This window comes from Kitasatospora sp. NPDC048407, assembly GCF_043200475.1.
In the GTDB taxonomy this organism is placed as follows: Bacteria; Actinomycetota; Actinomycetes; order Streptomycetales; family Streptomycetaceae; genus Kitasatospora.
Genome location: NZ_JBICXW010000019.1, coordinates 25,632 through 43,596, shown reverse-complemented (window position 1 = coordinate 43,596; position 17,965 = coordinate 25,632). Strand labels below are relative to the sequence as shown.

Below are 17,965 nucleotides of genomic sequence, written 5' to 3'. Positions count from 1 at the left end.
GGAATGACTCCCGAACTGATCGACCGTGCAAGGGCCGTCCTCCGCACCACCCCCGTGGTGGACGGCCACAACGACCTGCCGTGGGCGATGCGCGCCCAGGTCGGCTACGACCTCGACGCCATCGACCTGACGGCCGATCAGAGCCACCGTCTGCACACCGACTTCGGCCGCCTGCGGGCGGGCGGGGTCGGTGCCCAGTTCTGGTCGGTGTTCGTGCCCGCCGAGCTGTCCGGCGACAGCGCGGTCAGCGCGACGCTGGAGCAGATCGACTTCGTCCGGACGATGACCGAGCGGTACCCCGAGCACCTGCGGCTCGCGCTGACCGCCGACGACCTGGAGAGCGCCCGCGAGGCGGGCCTGATCGCCTCGCTGATGGGCGCCGAGGGCGGACACTCCGTCAACTCCTCGCTGGCCACCCTGCGGGCGCTGTACGAGCTCGGTGTGCGGTACCTGACGCTCACCCACAACTCCAACGTGCCGTGGGCGGACTCCGCCACCGACGAGCCGGTGCACGGCGGCCTCACCAAGTTCGGCGAGGAGGTCGTCCGGGAGATGAACCGGCTCGGCATGCTGGTCGACCTCTCGCACGTCTCCGCCGACACCATGCGCGACGCGCTGCGGGTCTCCGAGGCCCCGGTGGTCTTCTCGCACTCATCCTCCCGCGCGGTCTGCGACCACCCGCGCAACATCCCCGACGACGTGCTCGCCGCGCTGCCCGGCAACGGCGGCGTCGCGATGGCCACCTTCGTGCCGATGTTCGTGCTGGCCGACGCCATCGAGTGGACGTACGCCGCCGACGCCAACATGACCGCGAACGGGTTCAGCCCGTTCGACAACTCCCCGGAGGCGATGGCCGTGCAGCAGGCCTTCGCGGCCGAGCGCCCGCGCCCGATCGCCACCGCCGCCGACGTGGCCGACCACCTCGACCACATGCGCGAGGTGGCGGGCATCGACCACATCGGCATCGGCGGCGACTTCGACGGCACCCCGTTCCTGCCGTCCGGCCTGGACGACGTGGCCGGCTACCCGGTGCTGATCGCCGAACTCCTGCGCCGCAGCTGGTCCGAGGCCGACCTCGCCAAGCTCACCTGGCACAACGCCGTCCGGACGCTGCGCGAGGCCGAGACGGTGGCCCGCCGCCTGCGGTCCGAGCGCGGGCCGTCGATCGCCACCCGGGAGCAGCTGGACGGCGCATGAACGACCGGCTTGACCCTGCCCCTGGGGCAGGCCCGACGCTGACCGGCGTGGAGGAAGAACGGCTGCTCAGCACGGGTGAGTTCGCCCGCCGGGGCCTGCTGTCGCCGAAGGCGCTGCGGCTGTACGACCGGCAGGGCCTGCTCCCGCCGGACGTGGTCGACCCGGTCACCGGCTACCGGTACTACCGGGCCGGCCGGCTGCGCACCGCGCGGCTGATCGTCCGGCTGCGCGGCCTGGACATGCCGCTCGCCACGGTCGCCGAGGTGCTCGCCCTGCCGAGCGCCGAGGCGGCCGGGCGGGTCGCCGCGTACTGGGCGGCCGTCGAACGGCGCACCGCTTCGCAGCGGGCGCTGGCCGAACACCTCCGCATCCAACTCAGCGGACTGGAAGGAATCGACGAGATGTACCGGATCGAACAGCGCGAGGTGCCGGACCAGCTGGTGCTCACCGAGCAGCGCCGGGCCAGGCCGGAGGAGCTGGACGAGTTCATCGGCGGCGCCACCAGCAGGCTGACGAAGACGGCCGAGGGGCTCGGCGGCACGGTCGCCGCTCCGTTCGTGATCTACCACGGGGAGGTCAACGAGGACGCCGACGGCCCGGTCGAGGTCTGCGTGCCGATCGACCCGGCCCGGGCCGGCGAGGTCACCGTCCCGCACCGGGTCGAGCCCGCGCACCGTGAGGCGTACACCCGGATCACCAAGGCGCAGGTGGACTTCCCGCAGATCCTCACCGCCTACGACGCGGTGTGCGGGTGGATCGAGTCGGCGGACACCGAGCGGACCGGGCCGGGCCGGGAGGTCTACTTCGCCGACTTCATGGCCGCCGCCCCGGACGAGCCGGTCTGCGACATCGCCTTCCCCGTCCGGGCGGTCTGACCCGGCGTCACAGCCGGGGCAGCTCGATCGCCGGGCAGCGGTTCATCACCATGTCCAGCCCGGCGGCCCGGGTACGGCCGTAGGCGGCCTCGTCGACCACCCCGAGCTGGAACCAGACGGCCTTGGCGCCCTTCGTCACCGCCTGGTCGGCGACCTCGCCGGCCAGCTCGGAGTTGACGAACACGTCCACCACGTCGACCGGGAACGGGATCTCGGCGAGCGAGGCGTAGCCCTGCTCGCCGAGCACCGTCTCGGCCTTCGGGTGCACCGGCACGACCCGCTTGCCGACCCGCCGCAGTACCTGCGCCACCCCGTACGCGGCGCGCGCGGTGTTGGTGGACAGGCCGACCACGGCCCAGGTGTCGCCGCTGGAGGTGAGGATCTTCCGGACGGTGGCGTCGTCTCCGTAGCTCATGCCGGTGAGAACCCGCCGCCCCGCGCGGTCATTCCGCGAACGGCCGGCCCATCGCCCGGTACGTCCAGCCGGCGGCCCGCCAGGCGTCGCCGTCCAGCACGTTGCGGCCGTCCAGCAGGCGGCGCTCGGCGACCAGGGCGCCGACCTCGGCCGGGTCCAGCTCGCGGAACTCCTGCCACTCGGTGAGGTGCAGCACCACGTGCGCACCCTGGACGGCCTCCAGCGCGGACGCCGCGTACGACAGGCTGGGGAACATCTTGCGGGCGTTGTCCATGGCCTTCGGGTCGTAGACCGTCACCTGGGCGCCCTGGAGCTGGATCTGGCCGGCCACGTTCAGGGCCGGCGAGTCCCGGATGTCGTCCGAGTTCGGCTTGAACGCCGCGCCCAGCACCGCCACCCGGCGGCCCAGGAAGCCGCCGCCGCACTGCTCGCGGGCCAGCTCCACCATCCGGGAGCGGCGCCGCATGTTGATCGAGTCGACCTCGCGCAGGAAGGTCAGCGCCTGGTCGGCGCCCAGCTCCCCGGCCCGGGCCATGAACGCCCGGATGTCCTTGGGCAGGCAGCCGCCGCCGAAGCCCAGCCCGGCGTTCAGGAACTTGCCGCCGATCCGCGCGTCGTAGGAGAGCGCCTTGGACAGCTGCACCACGTCGGCGCCGGCGCTCTCGCAGACCTCGGCCATCGCGTTTATGAACGAGATCTTGGTGGCCAGGAAGGAGTTCGCGGCGGCCTTCACCAGCTCCGCGGTCGCGAAGTCGGTCACCACGAACGGCACGCCGTCCGCGATCGGGCCCGCGTACACCTCGCGCAGCAGCTGCTCGGCGCGCTCGCCGCGCACGCCCACCACCAGGCGGTCCGGGTGCAGGGTGTCGCCGACGGCGTAGCCCTCGCGCAGGAACTCCGGGTTCCAGGCCAGCTCGACCTGCTCGCCGGCCGGGGCCAGTGCGGCCAGCCGCTCCGCCAGCCGGTTCGCCGAGCCCACCGGCACGGTGGACTTGCCGACCACCAGGGCCGGCCGGTCCAGGTGCGGGGCGAGCGAGTCGACCGCGGCGTTCACGTAGCTCATGTCGGCCGCGAACTCGCCCTTGCGCTGCGGCGTGTTGACGCAGATGAAGTGCACGTCGCCGAAGGCCGCGACCTCTTCCCAGGAGTCGGTGAACCGCAGCCGCCCGGTCGAGCCCTCGTGGCCCTCCACGTGCTTCAGCAGCAGTTCCGACAGCCCGGGCTCGAACATCGGCACCCGGCCCGCGGCCAGCGACGCCAGCTTCTCCCGGTCGATGTCCAGCCCGAGGACCTCGAAACCGAGCTCGGCCATGCACGCGGCATGCGTGGCGCCCAGGTAGCCGGTACCGATCACCGTGATGCGCGGAGCCACGGGCGTTCCCTTCCGTTCGGGCCGTTCCAGGCAGTGCGACGGCCGCACGCACAGATGGTATCGGTACCGCTACCACCTGCGGGATCCGCCGATTTCACGGTTTCCCCCCGAAAGTCTGTACGGAAGGTTCACAATGCGCGCATGACTGCCGAAGAGCGGCCCGACGGGGCCGACGAGGACCAGGGGTTACTCAGCATCTTCGACCGCGACGACGAGCGGGACCCTTCGAGTGAGGAGAGCGAGGGCGGGAAGGCGCCGCGCCGCCGCCGGGGCCGCCGGCTGCTGCTGTGGACCCTCGTCGTGCTGCTGGTGCTGTTCGGCACCGGCTTCGGCGCCCTGGTGTGGACCGCCGACCACTACGCGTCCTCGGTGGCCCGGATCCCGAACGCCTTCCCGACCGGCACCGCCGCGCAGCCCACCGCCGTCCCGCACACCGGCCAGACCTTCCTGCTGGTCGGCCTGGACGCCCGCTCCGACCAGCCCACCACCGGCAAGGACGCCAAGGCCCCCGCCTGGCAGCTGGGCGCCCAGCGCAGCGACACCATGATGCTGATGCACATCTCCGCCGACCGGAAGTCCGTCTCCGTGGTGTCCATCCCGCGCGACACCTGGGTGCCCGTCCCCGGCCACGGCAAGGCGAAGATCAACGCCGCGTACTCCTGGGGCGGCCCCGCGCTGATGGTGCAGACCGTCCAGGACCTCACCCACATCCGGATCGACCACATCGCGGTGATCGACTGGAACGGCTTCCGGGCCCTCACCGACGCCGTCGGCGGCGTCGACATCACCATCCCGCGCACCATCGAGGCCAAGGGCGACGCCCGCGAATGGCTGGCCGGCACCCACCACATGGACGGCGCCGAGGCCCTGCTCTACGTCCGCGAACGCCACGGCCTGCCGAACGGCGACCTCGACCGCACCAAGCGCCAGCAGAACTTCCTGCGTTCGCTGATGCTCCGCACCATGAACTCCGGCACCCTCTCCAGCCCCGGCAAACTCACCGGCCTGCTCGGCACCGTCGGCGACGTGGTATCCGTCGACGACCGGCTCAGCAACAGCGACCTCTACGACCTCGCCTGGAGCCTGCGCGCGGTCCGCCCCGACGGCGTCCACTTCATGAACGCCCCCTTCGGCGGCTTCGACTCCATCGACGGCCAGTCCGTCGTCCTGATGGACGACGGCGCCGCCGGCCTGCTCTGGGACGCGATGCGCGGCGACCGGATGGACGAGTACCTCACCGAGCACCGCACCAGCGGCGACACCCTCGGCGACAAGGTCGACTGACGTCGGCGTGCGCGCCTACGATGGGCATTACTCGACGGTAACTATCGCAAGGGGCAGAGCAGATGGCGGGTAACTCCGGAGCGGACTTCGACCTCTACCGGCTGAGCGAGGAGCACGACATGCTCCGCGAGGCGGTGCGTTCGCTGGCGGAGGCGAAGATCGCCCCGTTCGCGGCGGCGGTGGACGAGGAGGGGCGGTTCCCTTCGGAGGCCCTCGAGGCGCTGCAGGCGAACGATCTGCACGCGGTGCACGTGCCGGAGGAGTACGGCGGCGCGGGTGCGGACGCGCTGGCGACGGTGCTCGTGATCGAGGAGGTGGCGCGGGTGTGCGCCTCCTCGTCGCTGATCCCGGCGGTGAACAAGCTGGGTTCGCTGCCGGTGCAGCTGTCCGGTTCGGAGGAGCTGAAGGCCAAGTACCTGGGGGCGCTGGCCCGCGGTGAGGGCATGTTCTCGTACTGCCTGTCGGAGCCGGAGGCGGGTTCGGACGCGGCCGGCATGAAGACCCGGGCGGTGCGGGACGGTGACTTCTGGGTGCTCAACGGTGTGAAGCGGTGGATCACCAACGCGGGTGTGTCGGAGTTCTACACGGTGATGGCCGTGACCGACCCCTCGCTGCGGTCGAAGGGCATCTCGGCGTTCGTGGTGGAGAAGGGCGACGAGGGCGTGTCGTTCGGCGCGCCGGAGAAGAAGCTCGGCATCAAGGGTTCGCCGACGCGTGAGGTGTACTTCGACAACGTGCGGATCCCGGCGGACCGGATGATCGGCGCGGAGGGCACGGGTTTCGCGACGGCGATGCGGACGCTGGACCACACCCGGGTGACGATCGCCGCGCAGGCGCTGGGCATCGCGCAGGGCGCGCTGGACTACGCGAAGGGCTACGTGAAGGAGCGCAAGCAGTTCGGGAAGGCGATCGCGGAGTTCCAGGGCGTCCAGTTCATGCTGGCCGACATGGCGATGAAGCTGGAGGCGGCGCGGCAGCTGACGTACGCGGCGGCGGCGAAGTCGCAGCGCGGTGACGGCGATCTGACGTTCTTCGGGGCGTCGGCGAAGTGCTTCGCCTCCGACGTGGCGATGGAGGTCACCACGGACGCGGTGCAGCTGCTGGGCGGGTACGGGTACACGCGGGACTACCCGGTGGAGCGGATGATGCGCGACGCGAAGATCACCCAGATCTACGAGGGCACCAACCAGGTCCAGCGCATCGTCATGGCCCGTAACCTGCCGTAGCAGGCGAGAACCACCAGGGGCGTTGGGAGCTGCGAGGGTGCGAAACCGGGGGCGCGGGGAACTGCGCGAAGCGGAAGGTGCCCGTCGGCAAGATCGCGACGTAGGGCAATGACTTGCACTTGATCGCGACCTAGCTGGCGTGCGCTCCTTGCCCGCGCAGTTCCGCCCCCTCGCTTCGCTGGGGGGACCCCCAGCGCCCCCGGTTGTGCTCTCCCTGGTCACGCTCTCCCTGGTTTGGCGCCCTCACCCCCAACCGCCGGGCCGGGGCACCGGCCCAAATTTCGTTGGGCCCAGTGGAACGCGTGAGCACCGCGTTCGCGCCGATGACGGTCCCGGCGCCGACCGTGAGGACGCCCGACTTGCAGACGATCTTCGCGCCGGCGCATACCACCACCCCGTCCTCCAGGACGACCCGCCGCATCGCGGATTCCTCCTGCGGGACCCACGGGTCGGCGCGGCCGATGGTGACGCCGTTGTAGAGGGTGACGTTCGCGCCGAGGGTGGTGAAGGGGTGCAGGACGGTGCCGAAGCCGCGGTGGTAGACGAGCAGGCCGGGGCCGATCTCGGCGGCGGCGGGGACCTCCACGCCGTAGAGGGCCAGGGCTTCCTGGACCAGGCGGCCGAACAGCCGGCTTCGGCGGCGGTAGATGAGGGAGGTCACCAGGGACATGGCGGACATTGTTCCGGCGAGCTGTCTGATGAAGTGTCAACGACGCGCCGGAGGGCGGGAGTTCGAAACCTCCCGCCCTCCGGTGGTGGTCACTTCGTGTCGGGAACCGCGGTGTCGTTCTTCATCGCGTCGAAGACGGCCTTGGACTTCGTCGGGTCCCACTTGACGGCGGATTCGCCGGTGGGGGTGCGGAAGTCGGGGTTGCCGATCGGGACGGTGATGGTCTGGCCGGCGCCGCCGGTGACGCCCTTCATGGCGAGGAACATCGAGCCGAGGTCGGTGAGGCCGGCGTCGTTGTCGACGATCAGGGTGTCGAGGCCGGCGGAGGCCAGCGGGTAGAACGTGAAGGGGTTGAGCAGGGTGCCGGGGGAGGCGGCCTGCTTGGCGAGGGCGCCGAGGAACTTCTGCTGGTTCCGCATCCGGCCGAGGTCCTGGTCGGCCATCTGGTGCCGCTGGCGGACGAAGGCGAGGGCCTGCTTGCCGGTCAGGGTCTGGGTGCCGGCCTGGAGGTCGAGGCCGGAGTCCTTGTCCTTGATCGGCTGGTCGATGGTCATCTCGACGCCGCCGACGGCGTCGACCAGGCCGACGAATCCGGCGAAGCCGATCTCCGCGTAGTGGTCGATCCGCAGGCCGGTGTTGGTCTCGACGGTCTGCACCAGGAGCCGGCCGCCGCCGTTCGCGAAGGAGGCGTTGATCTTGTGGGTGCTGGCGGCTATGGACTTTCCGCTGCCGGAGGTGTCCTGGTGGGCGGGTATCTGCACCCAGGAGTCGCGCGGGATCGACATCAGGGTGTTTCCGTGGTCGCCGATGTGCAGGATCATCATCGAGTCGCTGCGCTTGCCCTCGGCGGAGCCGGTGTGGAGGTTGTCCTCCTGGGCGTCGGTGAGGCCCTCGCGGCTGTCCGAGCCCACGATCAGCCAGTTCGTTCCCTTGCCGGCCGCCGGGCGGCCCGGGTAGTCGGCGAGCACGTTCTCGTGCCGGAGCTTGCCGTCGGCCCAGAAGTAGGTGCCGATCCCGGTGGTGAGCAGCGCCAGGACCAGGCCGAGCGCCGAGTATCCGATGATCTTCTTGCGCGAGCGGCGCGGCCGGGCCGGCTGCGGGGCGCCGCCGCCCCGCGGATTCGGCTCCGGCTCGTACGGGGGCTGCCCGTACGGCGGTTGGCCACCGTACGGAGGCTGTCCGCCAGGGCCGCCAGGGCCGCCCGAGCCGCCAGGGCCACTAGGGGCACCAGGCCCGCCCGGGTTGCTGGGCCCGCCGTACGGGGGCTGGTCGGGGCGGGAGAGCGGGACGCCCGTGCCGCGCGGATTCAACGACGGAGGCAGCGGCGGCTCCGCGCCCGCCCCGCCCCGGCCGCGTGCCGCGTCGCCCTGCCCGTATGCGCCGCCCCCCGGGCGCTCCTGCCACGTGTTCATGAGGGGAAGGATGCCCGAACCTCGGGCCGCGTGGTGATCGTCCGGCTCGGAGGGGGCTCCTTGTGGCCGTTTTGATGCAGGGCCCGGACCGTTCGGTGCGGTGTTCACCGGCCGGACACGGCCTTGACCCGGTAAAACCGCACGTGTTTGCATGGCCGCATGGAGCAGCGGAAGGTCCTCACCCGTCGGCGGCACGTCGACCACGGTCGGGTGTCCTGCTCGCTGTGTCGCGGCTGAGTCCTCGCCGCGCATTCACCCCCGGGCGAGCCCGCGCCCTCGCCCTCGCGTTCCCGTTTCTTCCGTTTCCGGCCGCCGTGCCCGCGGCCGTACGCACCGAGGTGACTCCATGGCCGTGATCCTTTCCGTCTCCGGCTCCCCGTCCGCGACCTCCCGGACCACGAAGCTGCTGCGCCACGTCGACCGCCGGCTGGTCTCGCACGGCCACCGGGTGGAGGCGCTGGACGCCCGCTCGCTGCCCGCCAGGGCGCTGCTGGCCGCCGATACGGCCGATCCGGCGATAGCCCGCGCCGTCGAGCTGTTCGAGCGGGCGGACGCGGTGGTGATCGGCACGCCGGTGTACAAGGCCGCCTACTCGGGGCTGCTGAAGGCGCTGCTCGACCTGCTGCCGCAGTACGCGCTGCGCGGCAAGACCGTTCTGCCGCTGGCCACCGGCGGCTCCACCGCGCACGTGCTGGCGGTGGACTACGCGCTGCGGCCGGTGCTGAACTCGATGGGCGCCGCGCACATCACCCAGGGCTGGTTCGTGCTGGACCGGCACATCGTGGTGCGCGAGGACGGCGGCACCGAACTGGAGCGGGAGACCGAGGTGCTGCTGACCCCGGTGGTGGACGCGTTCTCCGCCGCGCTCCAGCCGCGGGCCGAACTGGCCGTCACGGTCTGACAGTTCGTCAACCGCCGGGCTCGGGACCCTTACCCCGCGGGGCGCGGACCCCTAGGGGAGAGGGCCCCGACCCCGGAGCGTTTCCCGGTGGTGGCGTTCGTCCCGGTGGAGGACGTAAGGGCGCGGTCAAGACGGGAGGCTTGAGGACATCGGGCGGACCCCACCCCACCTCAAGGAGCAAGCAGTGACCACGGCAGCGAGCGCCGCGCACCTCACACCCGTAGCCGAGCAGAACGACGTCGCCGCCCGGGCCCGGCAGGTGACCAAGGCGTACGGGACGGGCGAGACCCGGGTGACGGCGCTGAACGCGGTCGACGTGGACATCGAGCGCGGCCGGTTCACCGCGATCATGGGTCCGTCGGGCTCCGGCAAGTCGACCCTGATGCACTGCCTGGCCGGCCTGGACAGCGTCTCCGAGGGGCGGATCTGGATCGGCGACACCGAGGTCACCGGCCTGAAGGACAAGCAGCTGACCCGGCTGCGCCGCGACAAGATCGGCTTCATCTTCCAGGCGTTCAACCTGCTGCCGACGCTGAACGCGCTGGAGAACATCACGCTGCCGATGGACATCGCCGGCCGCAAGCCCGACCGGGCGTGGCTGGAGCAGGTGATCGAGACCGTCGGCCTGTCCGGCCGGCTCAAGCACCGGCCCGGGCAGCTCTCCGGCGGCCAGCAGCAGCGCGTCGCGGTGGCCCGGGCGCTGGCCGCCCGGCCCGAGATCATCTTCGGCGACGAGCCCACCGGCAACCTGGACTCCCGCTCCGGCGCGGAGGTGCTCGGCTTCCTGCGCCGCTCGGTCGACGAACTCGGCCAGACCATCGTCATGGTGACCCACGACCCGGTGGCCGCCGGCCACGCGGACCGGGTGCTGTTCCTCGCCGACGGCGTGATCGTCGACGAGATGCACAACCCGACCGCCGACTCCGTCCTGACCCGCATGCGCCGTTTCGACGGCAAGCGCACCAGCTGAGACGGGACCGGGAACGATGCTGCTCAAGACTTCGCTGCGGAGCTTCCTCGCGCACAAGTGGCGCCTGGTGCTCTCCCTGCTGGCCGTGGTGCTCTCGGTCGCCTTCGTGGCCGGCACCCTGGTCTTCTACAACACCGCCACCACCACCTTCGACCGGCTGTTCGCCGCCACCGCCTCCGACCTGTCGGTGCGCAAGGCACAGGACGAACTGACCGCCGACGGCCCCGGCCGGGCCCCGACCGTCCCGGTCGACGTCCAGAAGAAGCTCGCCGCCGAACCGGGCGTCAAGGCCGCCGTCGGCAACGTCTTCGCCTCCACCGCGACCCTGGTCGACCCGGCCACCAACAAGCTGGTCGGCCCGACCTCCGGCGCCCCCACCCTGACCGGCAACTGGACGGACTCGCCGCGCACCTCGGTCGACATCACCTCCGGTCACCAGCCGCAGGGCGCCGACCAGTTGATGCTGGACGCCGACACCGCCAAGAAGTCCGGCCTCGGCCTGGGCGGCAAGCTCCGGGTGATCACCGAGACCGGTAACTACGACTTCACCATCTCCGGCATCGTCACCTTCCGGACCACCAACCCCGGTGCGGCGCTGGCCTTCCTGGACACCCCGACCGCGCAGCGGGTGCTGCTCGGCACCGAGGCGTACACCTCCGTCGAGCTGTTCGGCGACGGCAGCCGCGGCAACGACGAGCTGAAGACCGCCGCGCTGGCCGACCTCGGCAACGGCTTCGAGGCGAAGACCGCCGCCGAGCAGCAGAAGGAGAACTCGGCGGGCGTCGGCTCGTTCCTGAAGTTCATGAAGTGGGCGATGCTCGGCTTCGCCTTCCTGTCGGCCGCCGTCGGCATCTTCCTGATCGTCAACACCTTCTCCATGCTGGTCACCCAGCGCACCCGGGAGATCGGCCTGCTGCGCGCCATCGGCGGCAGCCGGTCGCAGGTCAACCGCTCGGTGCTGGTCGAGGGCCTGATCCTCGGCCTGATCGGTTCCACCATCGGCATCGGCGCCGGCCTCGGCCTGGCCGCCGGCATGATCCAGCTGATGAAGGCGACCGGGATGAACCTGGACGCCTCCTCGCTCCAGATCACCTGGGCCGTCCCGGTGGTCGGCTACGCCGTCGGCCTGCCGGTCACCCTGCTCGCCGCGTTCTTCCCGGCCCGCCGCGCCGCCCGGATCACCCCGATGGCCGCGCTGCTCGACCACTCCGCCCCGGCCGAACCCCGCGCCAACCGGATCCGGGCCGCGGTCGGCCTGCTGATCACCGGTGCCGGCGTCGCCGCGCTGGTGCTCGCCGCGGGCTCGCCCGGCTCCACCGGCGGGATGCTGCTCGGCCTCGGCCTGCTGGCCACCCTGGCCGGTTCGGTGGTGCTCGGCCCGCTGCTGGTCTCCATGCTGGTCCGGCTGTTCGGCGGCCTGCTGCCCGCACTGTTCGGCCCGGCCGGGCGGCTCGCCCAGCGCAACGTGGTCCGCAACCCGCGGCGCACCGGCTCCACCGCCGCCGCGCTGATGATCGGACTGGCCGTGGTGATCGGCGCCTCGGTGGTCACCTCCTCGATGGTCGGCTCGATGACCTCGCAGATCGACAAGTCCGTCGGCGCCGACTACGTGGTGGACGGCGGCCACGGCGCCCTCACCCCCGCCATGGTCGACGCCGCCCGGCGCACCAACGGCCTCGACCACCTGACCGAGCAGCGGAACGTCCCCGCCGAGATCACGCTGCCCGACGGCGGCACCCTGCGCACCCGGCTCGCCGTCTCCGGCGCCAGCCTGCTGAAGGACTTCCGGCTCCCGATCGCCTCCGGCAACGCCGAGGCGGTGTTCGCCGACGGCGGCATCTCGGTCGGCCAGGACTTCGCCGACGAGCACCACCTCAAGGTCGGCGACCAGCTCAACGTCAACTACGGCGAGGGCCGCGGCCAGACCCTCAAGGTCGCCGCCGTCATCAAGACCGGCAACCAGCTGTTCGACCAGCGCTTCTTCACCGGCACCGACACCGTCGCCAAGGCGATGAACGGTCAACTGCCGCCCGTCGGCCTACTGCTCGGCGCCGCGTCGGCCGGCGCCGACAAGGGCGCGGTTCTCGCGGACCTGCAGAAGTCGCTGGCCGACTACCCGCAGCTGGTGGTCAAGGACCAGGCCGGCTACAAGGAGATGGTCAAGTCCCAGTTCGACCAGCTGCTCGCCATGGTCTACGGCCTGCTCGGCCTGACGATCGTGGTCGCGGTCCTCGGCGTGGTCAACACGCTGGCGCTGTCCGTGGTCGAACGCACCCGGGAGATCGGCCTGCTGCGCGCCATCGGCCTGTCCCGCCGTCAGCTGCGCCGCACCGTCCGCCTGGAGTCCGTGGTGATCGCCCTGTTCGGCGCCGTCCTCGGCACCGTGCTCGGCCTCAGCTGGGGCGTCACCGCCCGCGCCGTCCTCGCCGAACAGGGCCTGACGGTGCTGACCATCCCCACCGGCACAGTCGTCACCGTGCTGATCGGCTCCATCGTGGTCGGCCTGGTCGCCGCCCTCGTTCCGGCCTTCCGCGCCGCGAGGATGAACGTCCTGGCCGCCATCGCCACCGACTGACCGCCTGTCCCGACCAGCAGGCCCGCCCGGAATCCCCGGGCGGGCCTGCCGCCGTCTCAGGCCACGGTGAAGTGACTGCCGTTGCGCACCCCGAGCCGCGCCGAGACCGGCACCTGCGCCCCGTCCGCCACCGTCAGCTCGCACCCACCGGCGCCCAGCCGCGCCGCCCGCTGACCCCGGTACCGGAACCACACCGACACCACGTGCCGCCCTTCCGTCACCGGCACCCGGTTGACGCCCCAGCGGGCCCGCGACTGAACCCCGTCCACGTCCACCACCGGCTCCGTCGCCATCCGGTGGAACCAGGCCGTGAACCAGTGCGGACGCACCTCGACCACCAGCACCGCCATCGCGGACACCCCCCGTCGGATCGCTCTCCTCTTCAACGTAGCTCCACGGCTGAGCGTCAGCAGCGGTTCGGACAACGGGAATTGAAGCTTCCTTTACCTCCGGTGCGAGCGCCCCGGAAGGCGCCTGCCAGAATCGCGCGCATGTCGGAATACCCCGCGCCCCCGTTGCCCGCCGCGCCCGCGCTGACGCTGGCCGCCGCCGACCAGTGGCGGGCCGCCCGGGTGTGGCAGCGGCTGAACAGCCGTTGGCTGGCGCTGCTGCCGGCGGTGACGGTGGTGCTGGCGATCGCGTTCGACCGGACGCCGGACCGGTGCGACTCGCTGCGGGCCTGCACCGTGCCGTACGCCGAGAGCGCCGCACCCGCCGTGCTGCTGGTGGAATTCCTGGCGCTGCTGCTGCGCCGCCGCACCAGCTTCGTGGTGCCCGCCGCGGCCGGCCTGCTGCTCTGGTTCCTGCCGAACGCGCTTCCCGGCCCCTGGCTGCCCACCGCCGCCTGCGCCGCGCACCTGCTGGCCGCCGCCGCGCTGTACCGGGAGGACGCCGGCCTGCGCCGCGCCGAGGCCCAACTGGCCACGCTGATGGGCCCGCCGATGCCCTACCCGTGGACGCTGCGGGGCGCCGACTCCCCGATCGACCCGCCGTCCCGGCCCCGGGTGCGGCACATCCTGGCCGCCCTGTTCGGGGCGGCCGCGGTGGTGCTGTTGGCGGTCGGTGTGTGGCAGACCGAGGACGACCTCGCCCGGGCCGCCCGCGCCGACCGGACGTGGGGCACCGTCCGCAGCATCCACGACGGCGGCGACAGCGCCACCGTCGAGTACCGGCTGCCGCACGAGTACCGGACGCTCACCGCCGAGGTGGACGGCGACCGCACGGTCGGCGACCAGGTCCCGCTGCTGGTCGACGGCACCGGCTGGTACCGGGCCGCCGACGAGTGGCAGGACTCCGCCGCGTGGTGGCTCGGCGTCGGCGCGGCCGGCACCTTCGCCGTCCTGCTGCTCCTCTCCGCACGCCGCACCACAGTGGCGCGCCGAACCATCGGCGACAGCGCCCCCGCCCTGCGGGTCCGGGCCCGGCGGACGGTGAGCGGCGTCCTGGAAGTACTGCCGGTGGACGGCGGCGACCGCGAGGCCGGCCTGTGGCGAGTGATGCCGTTCGGCGACGAAGCCGCCCAGTACGCGCCCGCCGACCTCGACGGCCCGGCCGCGTGGATACCCGACCCCGAGGACGACGAGGACGACGACGAGGGCGAGGGCGAGGGCGACGAGGACACGCCGGTCGCCCTCGGCAAGGCCGACGCCCCCGTCGAAGCGCTGCTCTACCACTGGGGCGGCGGCCGCAACCGGCTGGTGGTGCTCCGCTCCTCGGAGACGCCGCACAAGTGGACGGCCGCCCGCGCCGTCGTCCTGGCGGCCCCGTCCAAGCGGGACCGCGACGGCGAAGCGCGCGACGAGGAGGCGCAGCTGAAGGCCCAGGTCGCCCGCAGCCTGGCGGACGACCGCGCCGAAGACCCCGGCGGCAGCCCGGAACCGGCCCGGGTGTTCGGCCTGCCCACCGCGCTGCGCTGTGCGGCGGCCCCGGTCGCCGCCGTGCTGATCGGCGCGGTGATGAACTTCCTCGCCGATCAGGACAGCCTGGTGGACAACCTGCTCCGCCCGCTGGTGATGGGAAGCGGGCTGCTGCTCGGCGTGATGGGCGGGTTCGGCTGGCAGCTCGCGGTGGACCGCGACGGCGTCGTCCTCAGCGGCGTGCTGCGGGTGCGCCGGGCGAGCTGGCAGCAGGTGACGGCGGCGGCGCTGCACAGTGGCCGCGTCACGGTGCGATACCGCAGCCGGCCGCTGTTCGGCTTCAGCGCAGGCCCGGCCCGCCTGCTGCACCGTCACTTCGGCGGCGAGTTCGATCCGCAGCAGGTCGCCCGCATCGTCACCGCGCTCGCCCAGCGCCCGGAGCGCCGCCCGCTGACGGCGCTGCCCGCGGGCACGGTCGGCTCGATGCTGTGGCTGAACCGCCTGGTGCTCGCCGGGTACATGGCGTGGGCGGTGGCCCAGTACCTGCTGCGCTGACCGCCCGTCAGGCCGGGCAGCTGATCTCGCTGCCGCTCTCCGCCCCGGCCACCGGGCCGCTGCCCGCGGCGGCCGGTTCGGGCGCGGTGGCGGCGGCCGGGCCCTTGTACTCGCTGCCCGCCACCACCTGGAGGGTCGCGCCGAGGTTCGGGACCTTGACCAGCTCGGCGTCCGGCAGCGCGGCGGCCAGCGCCTTCACCGACTCGTCCCAGTGCGGGTCGTAGCGGATCACGGTGCGGGTGGCGGCCGGTCCGTTGCCGGGGGCGTTGGACGGGGTACCGGTGGTGGCGAACCCGGCCTTGCGCAGGTCCTCGTCCACCCGGGTGCCCAGGCCCTGCACGCCCGCGCCGTTCAGCACCTGCACCCGGATCTGCTCGGGAGGAACCGTTCCGGCAGCCGGCGCCGTCGTGGGGACCGTCGCCGTCGGCGCCGGACCGGTCAGCGGTCGCCCGGCGCGGACCGCCTCGAACAGCGCCTTCGCGCCCTTCTCGTCCCACAGCACGGTCGAGCCCCAGCCCTGCACCGGGTGGTCCACCGAGGACAGCGGCACCGTCGCGAAGTCCGCGTTCGACGCCGACACGTCCTTCAATCGGGTCGCGAAATCCAGCAGTTCGGCGTTGCCCAGGCCCTTGTCCACCTTCACCGAACGCAGCACGGTGTCCATCACCCCGGTCAGCTTCGCCGGGTTGAGCAGGGTGCCGCCGGAGGACGCCTGGTGCAGCAGCTGCGCCAGGAACTTCTGCTGGCGGTGCATCCGCCCCAGGTCCGAGGAGCCGTCCACGTGCCGGGCCCGGACGTAGCGTAGCGCGCCCGCGCCGTCCAGCCTGCTGGTGCCGGCCGGCAGGTCGAGGCCCGAGTAGTCGTCCTTCAGCGGCTTGGGCGAGCACACCTGGACGCCGCCGAGGGCGTCCACGGTGGAGACGAAGCCGAGGAAGTTCACCTCGATGTAGTGGTCGATCCGCAGCCCGGTGTTCTGCTCCACGGTGCGCACCGCGAGCGGCGCCCCGCCCATCCCGTACGCGGCGTTGATCTTGCCCTTGGAGGCGGCCACCTGCTTGCCGGAGATCCGGTCCTGGTGCGCGGGGATGTCCACGTACGAGTCGCGCGGCACGGACACCACGGTGGCCCGGCCGCGGTCCGCGGACAGCTGGACGACCATCATGGTGTCGGTGCAGTGGCAGGACTCGCCGCCCGCGTGCAGGACGTTCTTCAGGGTGGCTTCCGGGATGCCGTCCCGCTCGTCGGTGCCGACCACCAGGAACGTCGACGCCCCGTCGTCCGCGGGCCGGTCAGGGCCGCCGCCGATCGCGTCCACCCGGCCCAGCGAGGAGCCGACGCCGTTCAGCACCGCCCAGCCGCCGCAGGAGGCGGCCAGCACCGAGAAGGAGAGCGCCCCCGCCGTCCACAGCCCCCAGCGCCTGCGGCGCGTCCGACTGGATTTGGACAGGCGAACGAGCTGGCGCTGAACAGGCATTCTCCGGATGCTAAGCGCTGCGGCCCGCCCGGCCCCGACGGCGCGCCGGACCGGAACCGACCCGGGCCGACACCGGCCGGTCCGCGCCGGTACGCTCGGGCACGATGAACACCAAGGCTGCTGAGGAGCTGCCGGCGGTCTCCGTGATCATGCCGGTGCTCGACGAGGAACGTCACCTGCGCACTGCCGTCCACCGGATCCTGGAACAGGAGTACGGCGGCGAACTGGAGGTGGTGATCGCACTCGGCCCGTCCACCGACCGGACCGACGAGATCGCCGCCGCCCTGGTCGCCGAGGACCCGCGGGTGCGCACCGTCCCCAACCCGACCGGCCGCACCCCCGCCGGCCTGAACGCCGCGATCCGGGCCAGCCGGCACCCCGTGGTGGTCAGGGTGGACGGCCACGGGCTGCTGACGCCCGGTTACATCGCCACCGCCGTCCGGCTGCTGGACGAGATGGACGCCGCCAACGTCGGCGGCATCATGCACGCCGAGGGCGAGACCGAGTGGGAGCGGGCCGTCGCCACCGCGATGACCTCGAAGATAGGTGTCGGCAACGCCGCCTTCCACACCGGCGGCCTGGCCGGCAAGGCCGACACCGTGTACCTCGGGGTGTTCCGCCGCGAGGTGCTGGAGCAGCAGGGCGGCTACAACGAGGAGTTCATCCGCGCCCAGGACTGGGAGCTGAACTACCGGATCCGGCAGGCCGGCGGACTGGTCTGGTTCACCCCGCAGCTGAAGGTCACCTACCGGCCCCGGCCGACCCCGCGCGCGCTCGCCAAGCAGTACAAGGACTACGGCCGCTGGCGCCGCGTCGTCACCCGCTACCACCGCGGCTCGGTCAACCTGCGCTACCTGGCCCCGCCGTTCGCCCTGCTCGGCGTGGTCGGCGGCCTGGTGCTGGGTGCCGCGCTGCACCCGGTGTTCCTGGTGCTGCCGGGCGGCTACTTCGCGGCGATCATCGCCGGCGGCCTGGCGGAGGGCCGCGGCCTGTCCGCCAAGGCCCGGGTGCAGGTCCCGCTGGCCCTCGCCACCATGCACCTGAGCTGGGGCTTCGGCTTCCTCACCTCGCCGCGCAAGCTGGCCCGCAAGGTGATCGCCTCCACCCCGCCCGCACCGATCGACCCGGCCACCACCGCCGGAGCCTGACCGACGGTCCAGGACGGTCCCCGGAAGCCCGGACG

At 72.3% G+C, this 17,965-nt stretch carries 15 protein-coding genes; 9 read left to right on the top strand and 6 right to left on the bottom strand.

Annotated elements, in window-relative coordinates; all coding sequences use genetic code 11:
- The first annotated feature begins 3 nt into the window (after nucleotides 1-3).
- Together ACGFWJ_RS28155 and ACGFWJ_RS28150 are read left to right on the top strand one after the other, a co-directional pair.
- Entirely contained in the window at nucleotides 4-1,197 is a 1,194-nt protein-coding gene (locus ACGFWJ_RS28155) for a dipeptidase (protein WP_387867110.1), read from the top strand.
- Between the two features lie 47 nt (nucleotides 1,198-1,244).
- A complete protein-coding gene (locus tag ACGFWJ_RS28150; RefSeq protein ID WP_392954629.1) occupies nucleotides 1,245-2,072 on the top strand; it encodes a MerR family transcriptional regulator in 828 nt (275 codons plus the stop codon).
- Between the two features lie 7 nt (nucleotides 2,073-2,079).
- Here the strand turns inward: ACGFWJ_RS28150 and ACGFWJ_RS28145 are convergent, their stop codons facing one another.
- The gene (locus tag ACGFWJ_RS28145; RefSeq protein ID WP_392954627.1) at nucleotides 2,080-2,487 is read right to left on the bottom strand and encodes a CoA-binding protein; all 408 of its coding nucleotides are present in this window, start codon (nucleotides 2,485-2,487) and stop codon (nucleotides 2,080-2,082) included.
- 28 nt (nucleotides 2,488-2,515) lie between these two features.
- Nucleotides 2,516-3,859, bottom strand: coding sequence for a UDP-glucose dehydrogenase family protein (locus ACGFWJ_RS28140; RefSeq protein WP_392954625.1), 1,344 nt, complete (start codon nucleotides 3,857-3,859; stop codon nucleotides 2,516-2,518).
- A gap of 141 nt (nucleotides 3,860-4,000) precedes the next feature.
- Here ACGFWJ_RS28140 and ACGFWJ_RS28135 point away from each other — a divergent pair, with 141 nt between their 5' ends.
- Complete coding sequence (locus tag ACGFWJ_RS28135) at nucleotides 4,001-5,143, top strand: LCP family protein (RefSeq protein ID WP_392954623.1); 1,143 nt, start codon at nucleotides 4,001-4,003, stop codon at nucleotides 5,141-5,143.
- 62 nt (nucleotides 5,144-5,205) lie between these two features.
- Nucleotides 5,206-6,369 carry an acyl-CoA dehydrogenase family protein gene (locus ACGFWJ_RS28130; protein WP_392954621.1) on the top strand — a complete coding sequence of 388 codons (1,164 nt, stop codon included), beginning with the start codon at nucleotides 5,206-5,208 and terminating at the stop codon, nucleotides 6,367-6,369.
- Between the two features lie 130 nt (nucleotides 6,370-6,499).
- Here the strand turns inward: ACGFWJ_RS28130 and ACGFWJ_RS28125 are convergent, their stop codons facing one another.
- Together ACGFWJ_RS28125 and ACGFWJ_RS28120 are read right to left on the bottom strand one after the other, a co-directional pair.
- Nucleotides 6,500-7,039 carry a serine O-acetyltransferase gene (locus ACGFWJ_RS28125; RefSeq protein WP_392954619.1) on the bottom strand — a complete coding sequence of 180 codons (540 nt, stop codon included), beginning with the start codon at nucleotides 7,037-7,039 and terminating at the stop codon, nucleotides 6,500-6,502.
- 89 nt (nucleotides 7,040-7,128) lie between these two features.
- Nucleotides 7,129-8,451, bottom strand: a complete 1,323-nt coding sequence (locus tag ACGFWJ_RS28120; protein ID WP_392954617.1) for an LCP family protein — start codon at nucleotides 8,449-8,451, stop codon at nucleotides 7,129-7,131.
- Between the two features lie 346 nt (nucleotides 8,452-8,797).
- Between ACGFWJ_RS28120 and ssuE the strand changes: the two genes are divergently transcribed.
- The 3 genes from ssuE (at nucleotide 8,798) to ACGFWJ_RS28105 (ending at nucleotide 12,897) form a co-directional block, all read left to right on the top strand.
- Complete coding sequence (gene ssuE / locus ACGFWJ_RS28115; protein WP_392954615.1) at nucleotides 8,798-9,352, top strand: NADPH-dependent FMN reductase; 555 nt, start codon at nucleotides 8,798-8,800, stop codon at nucleotides 9,350-9,352.
- A gap of 184 nt (nucleotides 9,353-9,536) precedes the next feature.
- Nucleotides 9,537-10,322, top strand: a complete 786-nt coding sequence (locus tag ACGFWJ_RS28110; protein ID WP_387867095.1) for an ABC transporter ATP-binding protein — start codon at nucleotides 9,537-9,539, stop codon at nucleotides 10,320-10,322.
- 16 nt (nucleotides 10,323-10,338) lie between these two features.
- The gene (locus tag ACGFWJ_RS28105) at nucleotides 10,339-12,897 is read left to right on the top strand and encodes an ABC transporter permease (RefSeq protein WP_392954613.1); all 2,559 of its coding nucleotides are present in this window, start codon (nucleotides 10,339-10,341) and stop codon (nucleotides 12,895-12,897) included.
- A gap of 56 nt (nucleotides 12,898-12,953) precedes the next feature.
- Here ACGFWJ_RS28105 and ACGFWJ_RS28100 read toward each other — a convergent pair whose 3' ends face one another.
- Nucleotides 12,954-13,247, bottom strand: a complete 294-nt coding sequence (locus ACGFWJ_RS28100) for a hypothetical protein (protein WP_392954611.1) — start codon at nucleotides 13,245-13,247, stop codon at nucleotides 12,954-12,956.
- A 141-nt stretch (nucleotides 13,248-13,388) separates the two neighbouring features.
- On the opposite strand from ACGFWJ_RS28100, the gene ACGFWJ_RS28095 reads away from it, so the two are divergent.
- On the top strand, nucleotides 13,389-15,308 hold the full coding sequence (locus tag ACGFWJ_RS28095) for a hypothetical protein (RefSeq protein WP_392954609.1): 1,920 nt from the start codon (nucleotides 13,389-13,391) through the stop codon (nucleotides 15,306-15,308).
- 7 nt (nucleotides 15,309-15,315) lie between these two features.
- Here ACGFWJ_RS28095 and ACGFWJ_RS28090 read toward each other — a convergent pair whose 3' ends face one another.
- On the bottom strand, nucleotides 15,316-16,782 hold the full coding sequence (locus tag ACGFWJ_RS28090) for an LCP family protein (protein WP_392954608.1): 1,467 nt from the start codon (nucleotides 16,780-16,782) through the stop codon (nucleotides 15,316-15,318).
- Between the two features lie 104 nt (nucleotides 16,783-16,886).
- On the opposite strand from ACGFWJ_RS28090, the gene ACGFWJ_RS28085 reads away from it, so the two are divergent.
- Complete coding sequence (locus ACGFWJ_RS28085) at nucleotides 16,887-17,930, top strand: glycosyltransferase family 2 protein (RefSeq protein ID WP_392954606.1); 1,044 nt, start codon at nucleotides 16,887-16,889, stop codon at nucleotides 17,928-17,930.
- Nucleotides 17,931-17,965: the final 35 nt, after the last annotated feature.

Excerpts from the sequence above, each read along its gene's own strand:
- ACGFWJ_RS28105 (WP_392954613.1), top strand. The coding sequence starts at position 10,339 with ATGCTGCTCAAGACTTCGCTGCGGAGCTTCCTCGCGCACAAGTGGCGC.
- ACGFWJ_RS28085 (WP_392954606.1), top strand. The coding sequence starts at position 16,887 with ATGAACACCAAGGCTGCTGAGGAGCTGCCGGCGGTCTCCGTGATCATG.
- ACGFWJ_RS28090 (WP_392954608.1), bottom strand. The coding sequence starts at position 16,782 with ATGCCTGTTCAGCGCCAGCTCGTTCGCCTGTCCAAATCCAGTCGGACG.
- ACGFWJ_RS28130 (WP_392954621.1), top strand. The coding sequence starts at position 5,206 with ATGGCGGGTAACTCCGGAGCGGACTTCGACCTCTACCGGCTGAGCGAG.
- ssuE (WP_392954615.1), top strand. The coding sequence starts at position 8,798 with ATGGCCGTGATCCTTTCCGTCTCCGGCTCCCCGTCCGCGACCTCCCGG.
- ACGFWJ_RS28155 (WP_387867110.1), top strand. The coding sequence starts at position 4 with ATGACTCCCGAACTGATCGACCGTGCAAGGGCCGTCCTCCGCACCACC.
- ACGFWJ_RS28125 (WP_392954619.1), bottom strand. The coding sequence starts at position 7,039 with ATGTCCCTGGTGACCTCCCTCATCTACCGCCGCCGAAGCCGGCTGTTC.
- ACGFWJ_RS28145 (WP_392954627.1), bottom strand. The coding sequence starts at position 2,487 with ATGAGCTACGGAGACGACGCCACCGTCCGGAAGATCCTCACCTCCAGC.
- ACGFWJ_RS28100 (WP_392954611.1), bottom strand. The coding sequence starts at position 13,247 with ATGGCGGTGCTGGTGGTCGAGGTGCGTCCGCACTGGTTCACGGCCTGG.
- ACGFWJ_RS28120 (WP_392954617.1), bottom strand. The coding sequence starts at position 8,451 with ATGAACACGTGGCAGGAGCGCCCGGGGGGCGGCGCATACGGGCAGGGC.
- ACGFWJ_RS28095 (WP_392954609.1), top strand. The coding sequence starts at position 13,389 with ATGTCGGAATACCCCGCGCCCCCGTTGCCCGCCGCGCCCGCGCTGACG.
- ACGFWJ_RS28135 (WP_392954623.1), top strand. The coding sequence starts at position 4,001 with ATGACTGCCGAAGAGCGGCCCGACGGGGCCGACGAGGACCAGGGGTTA.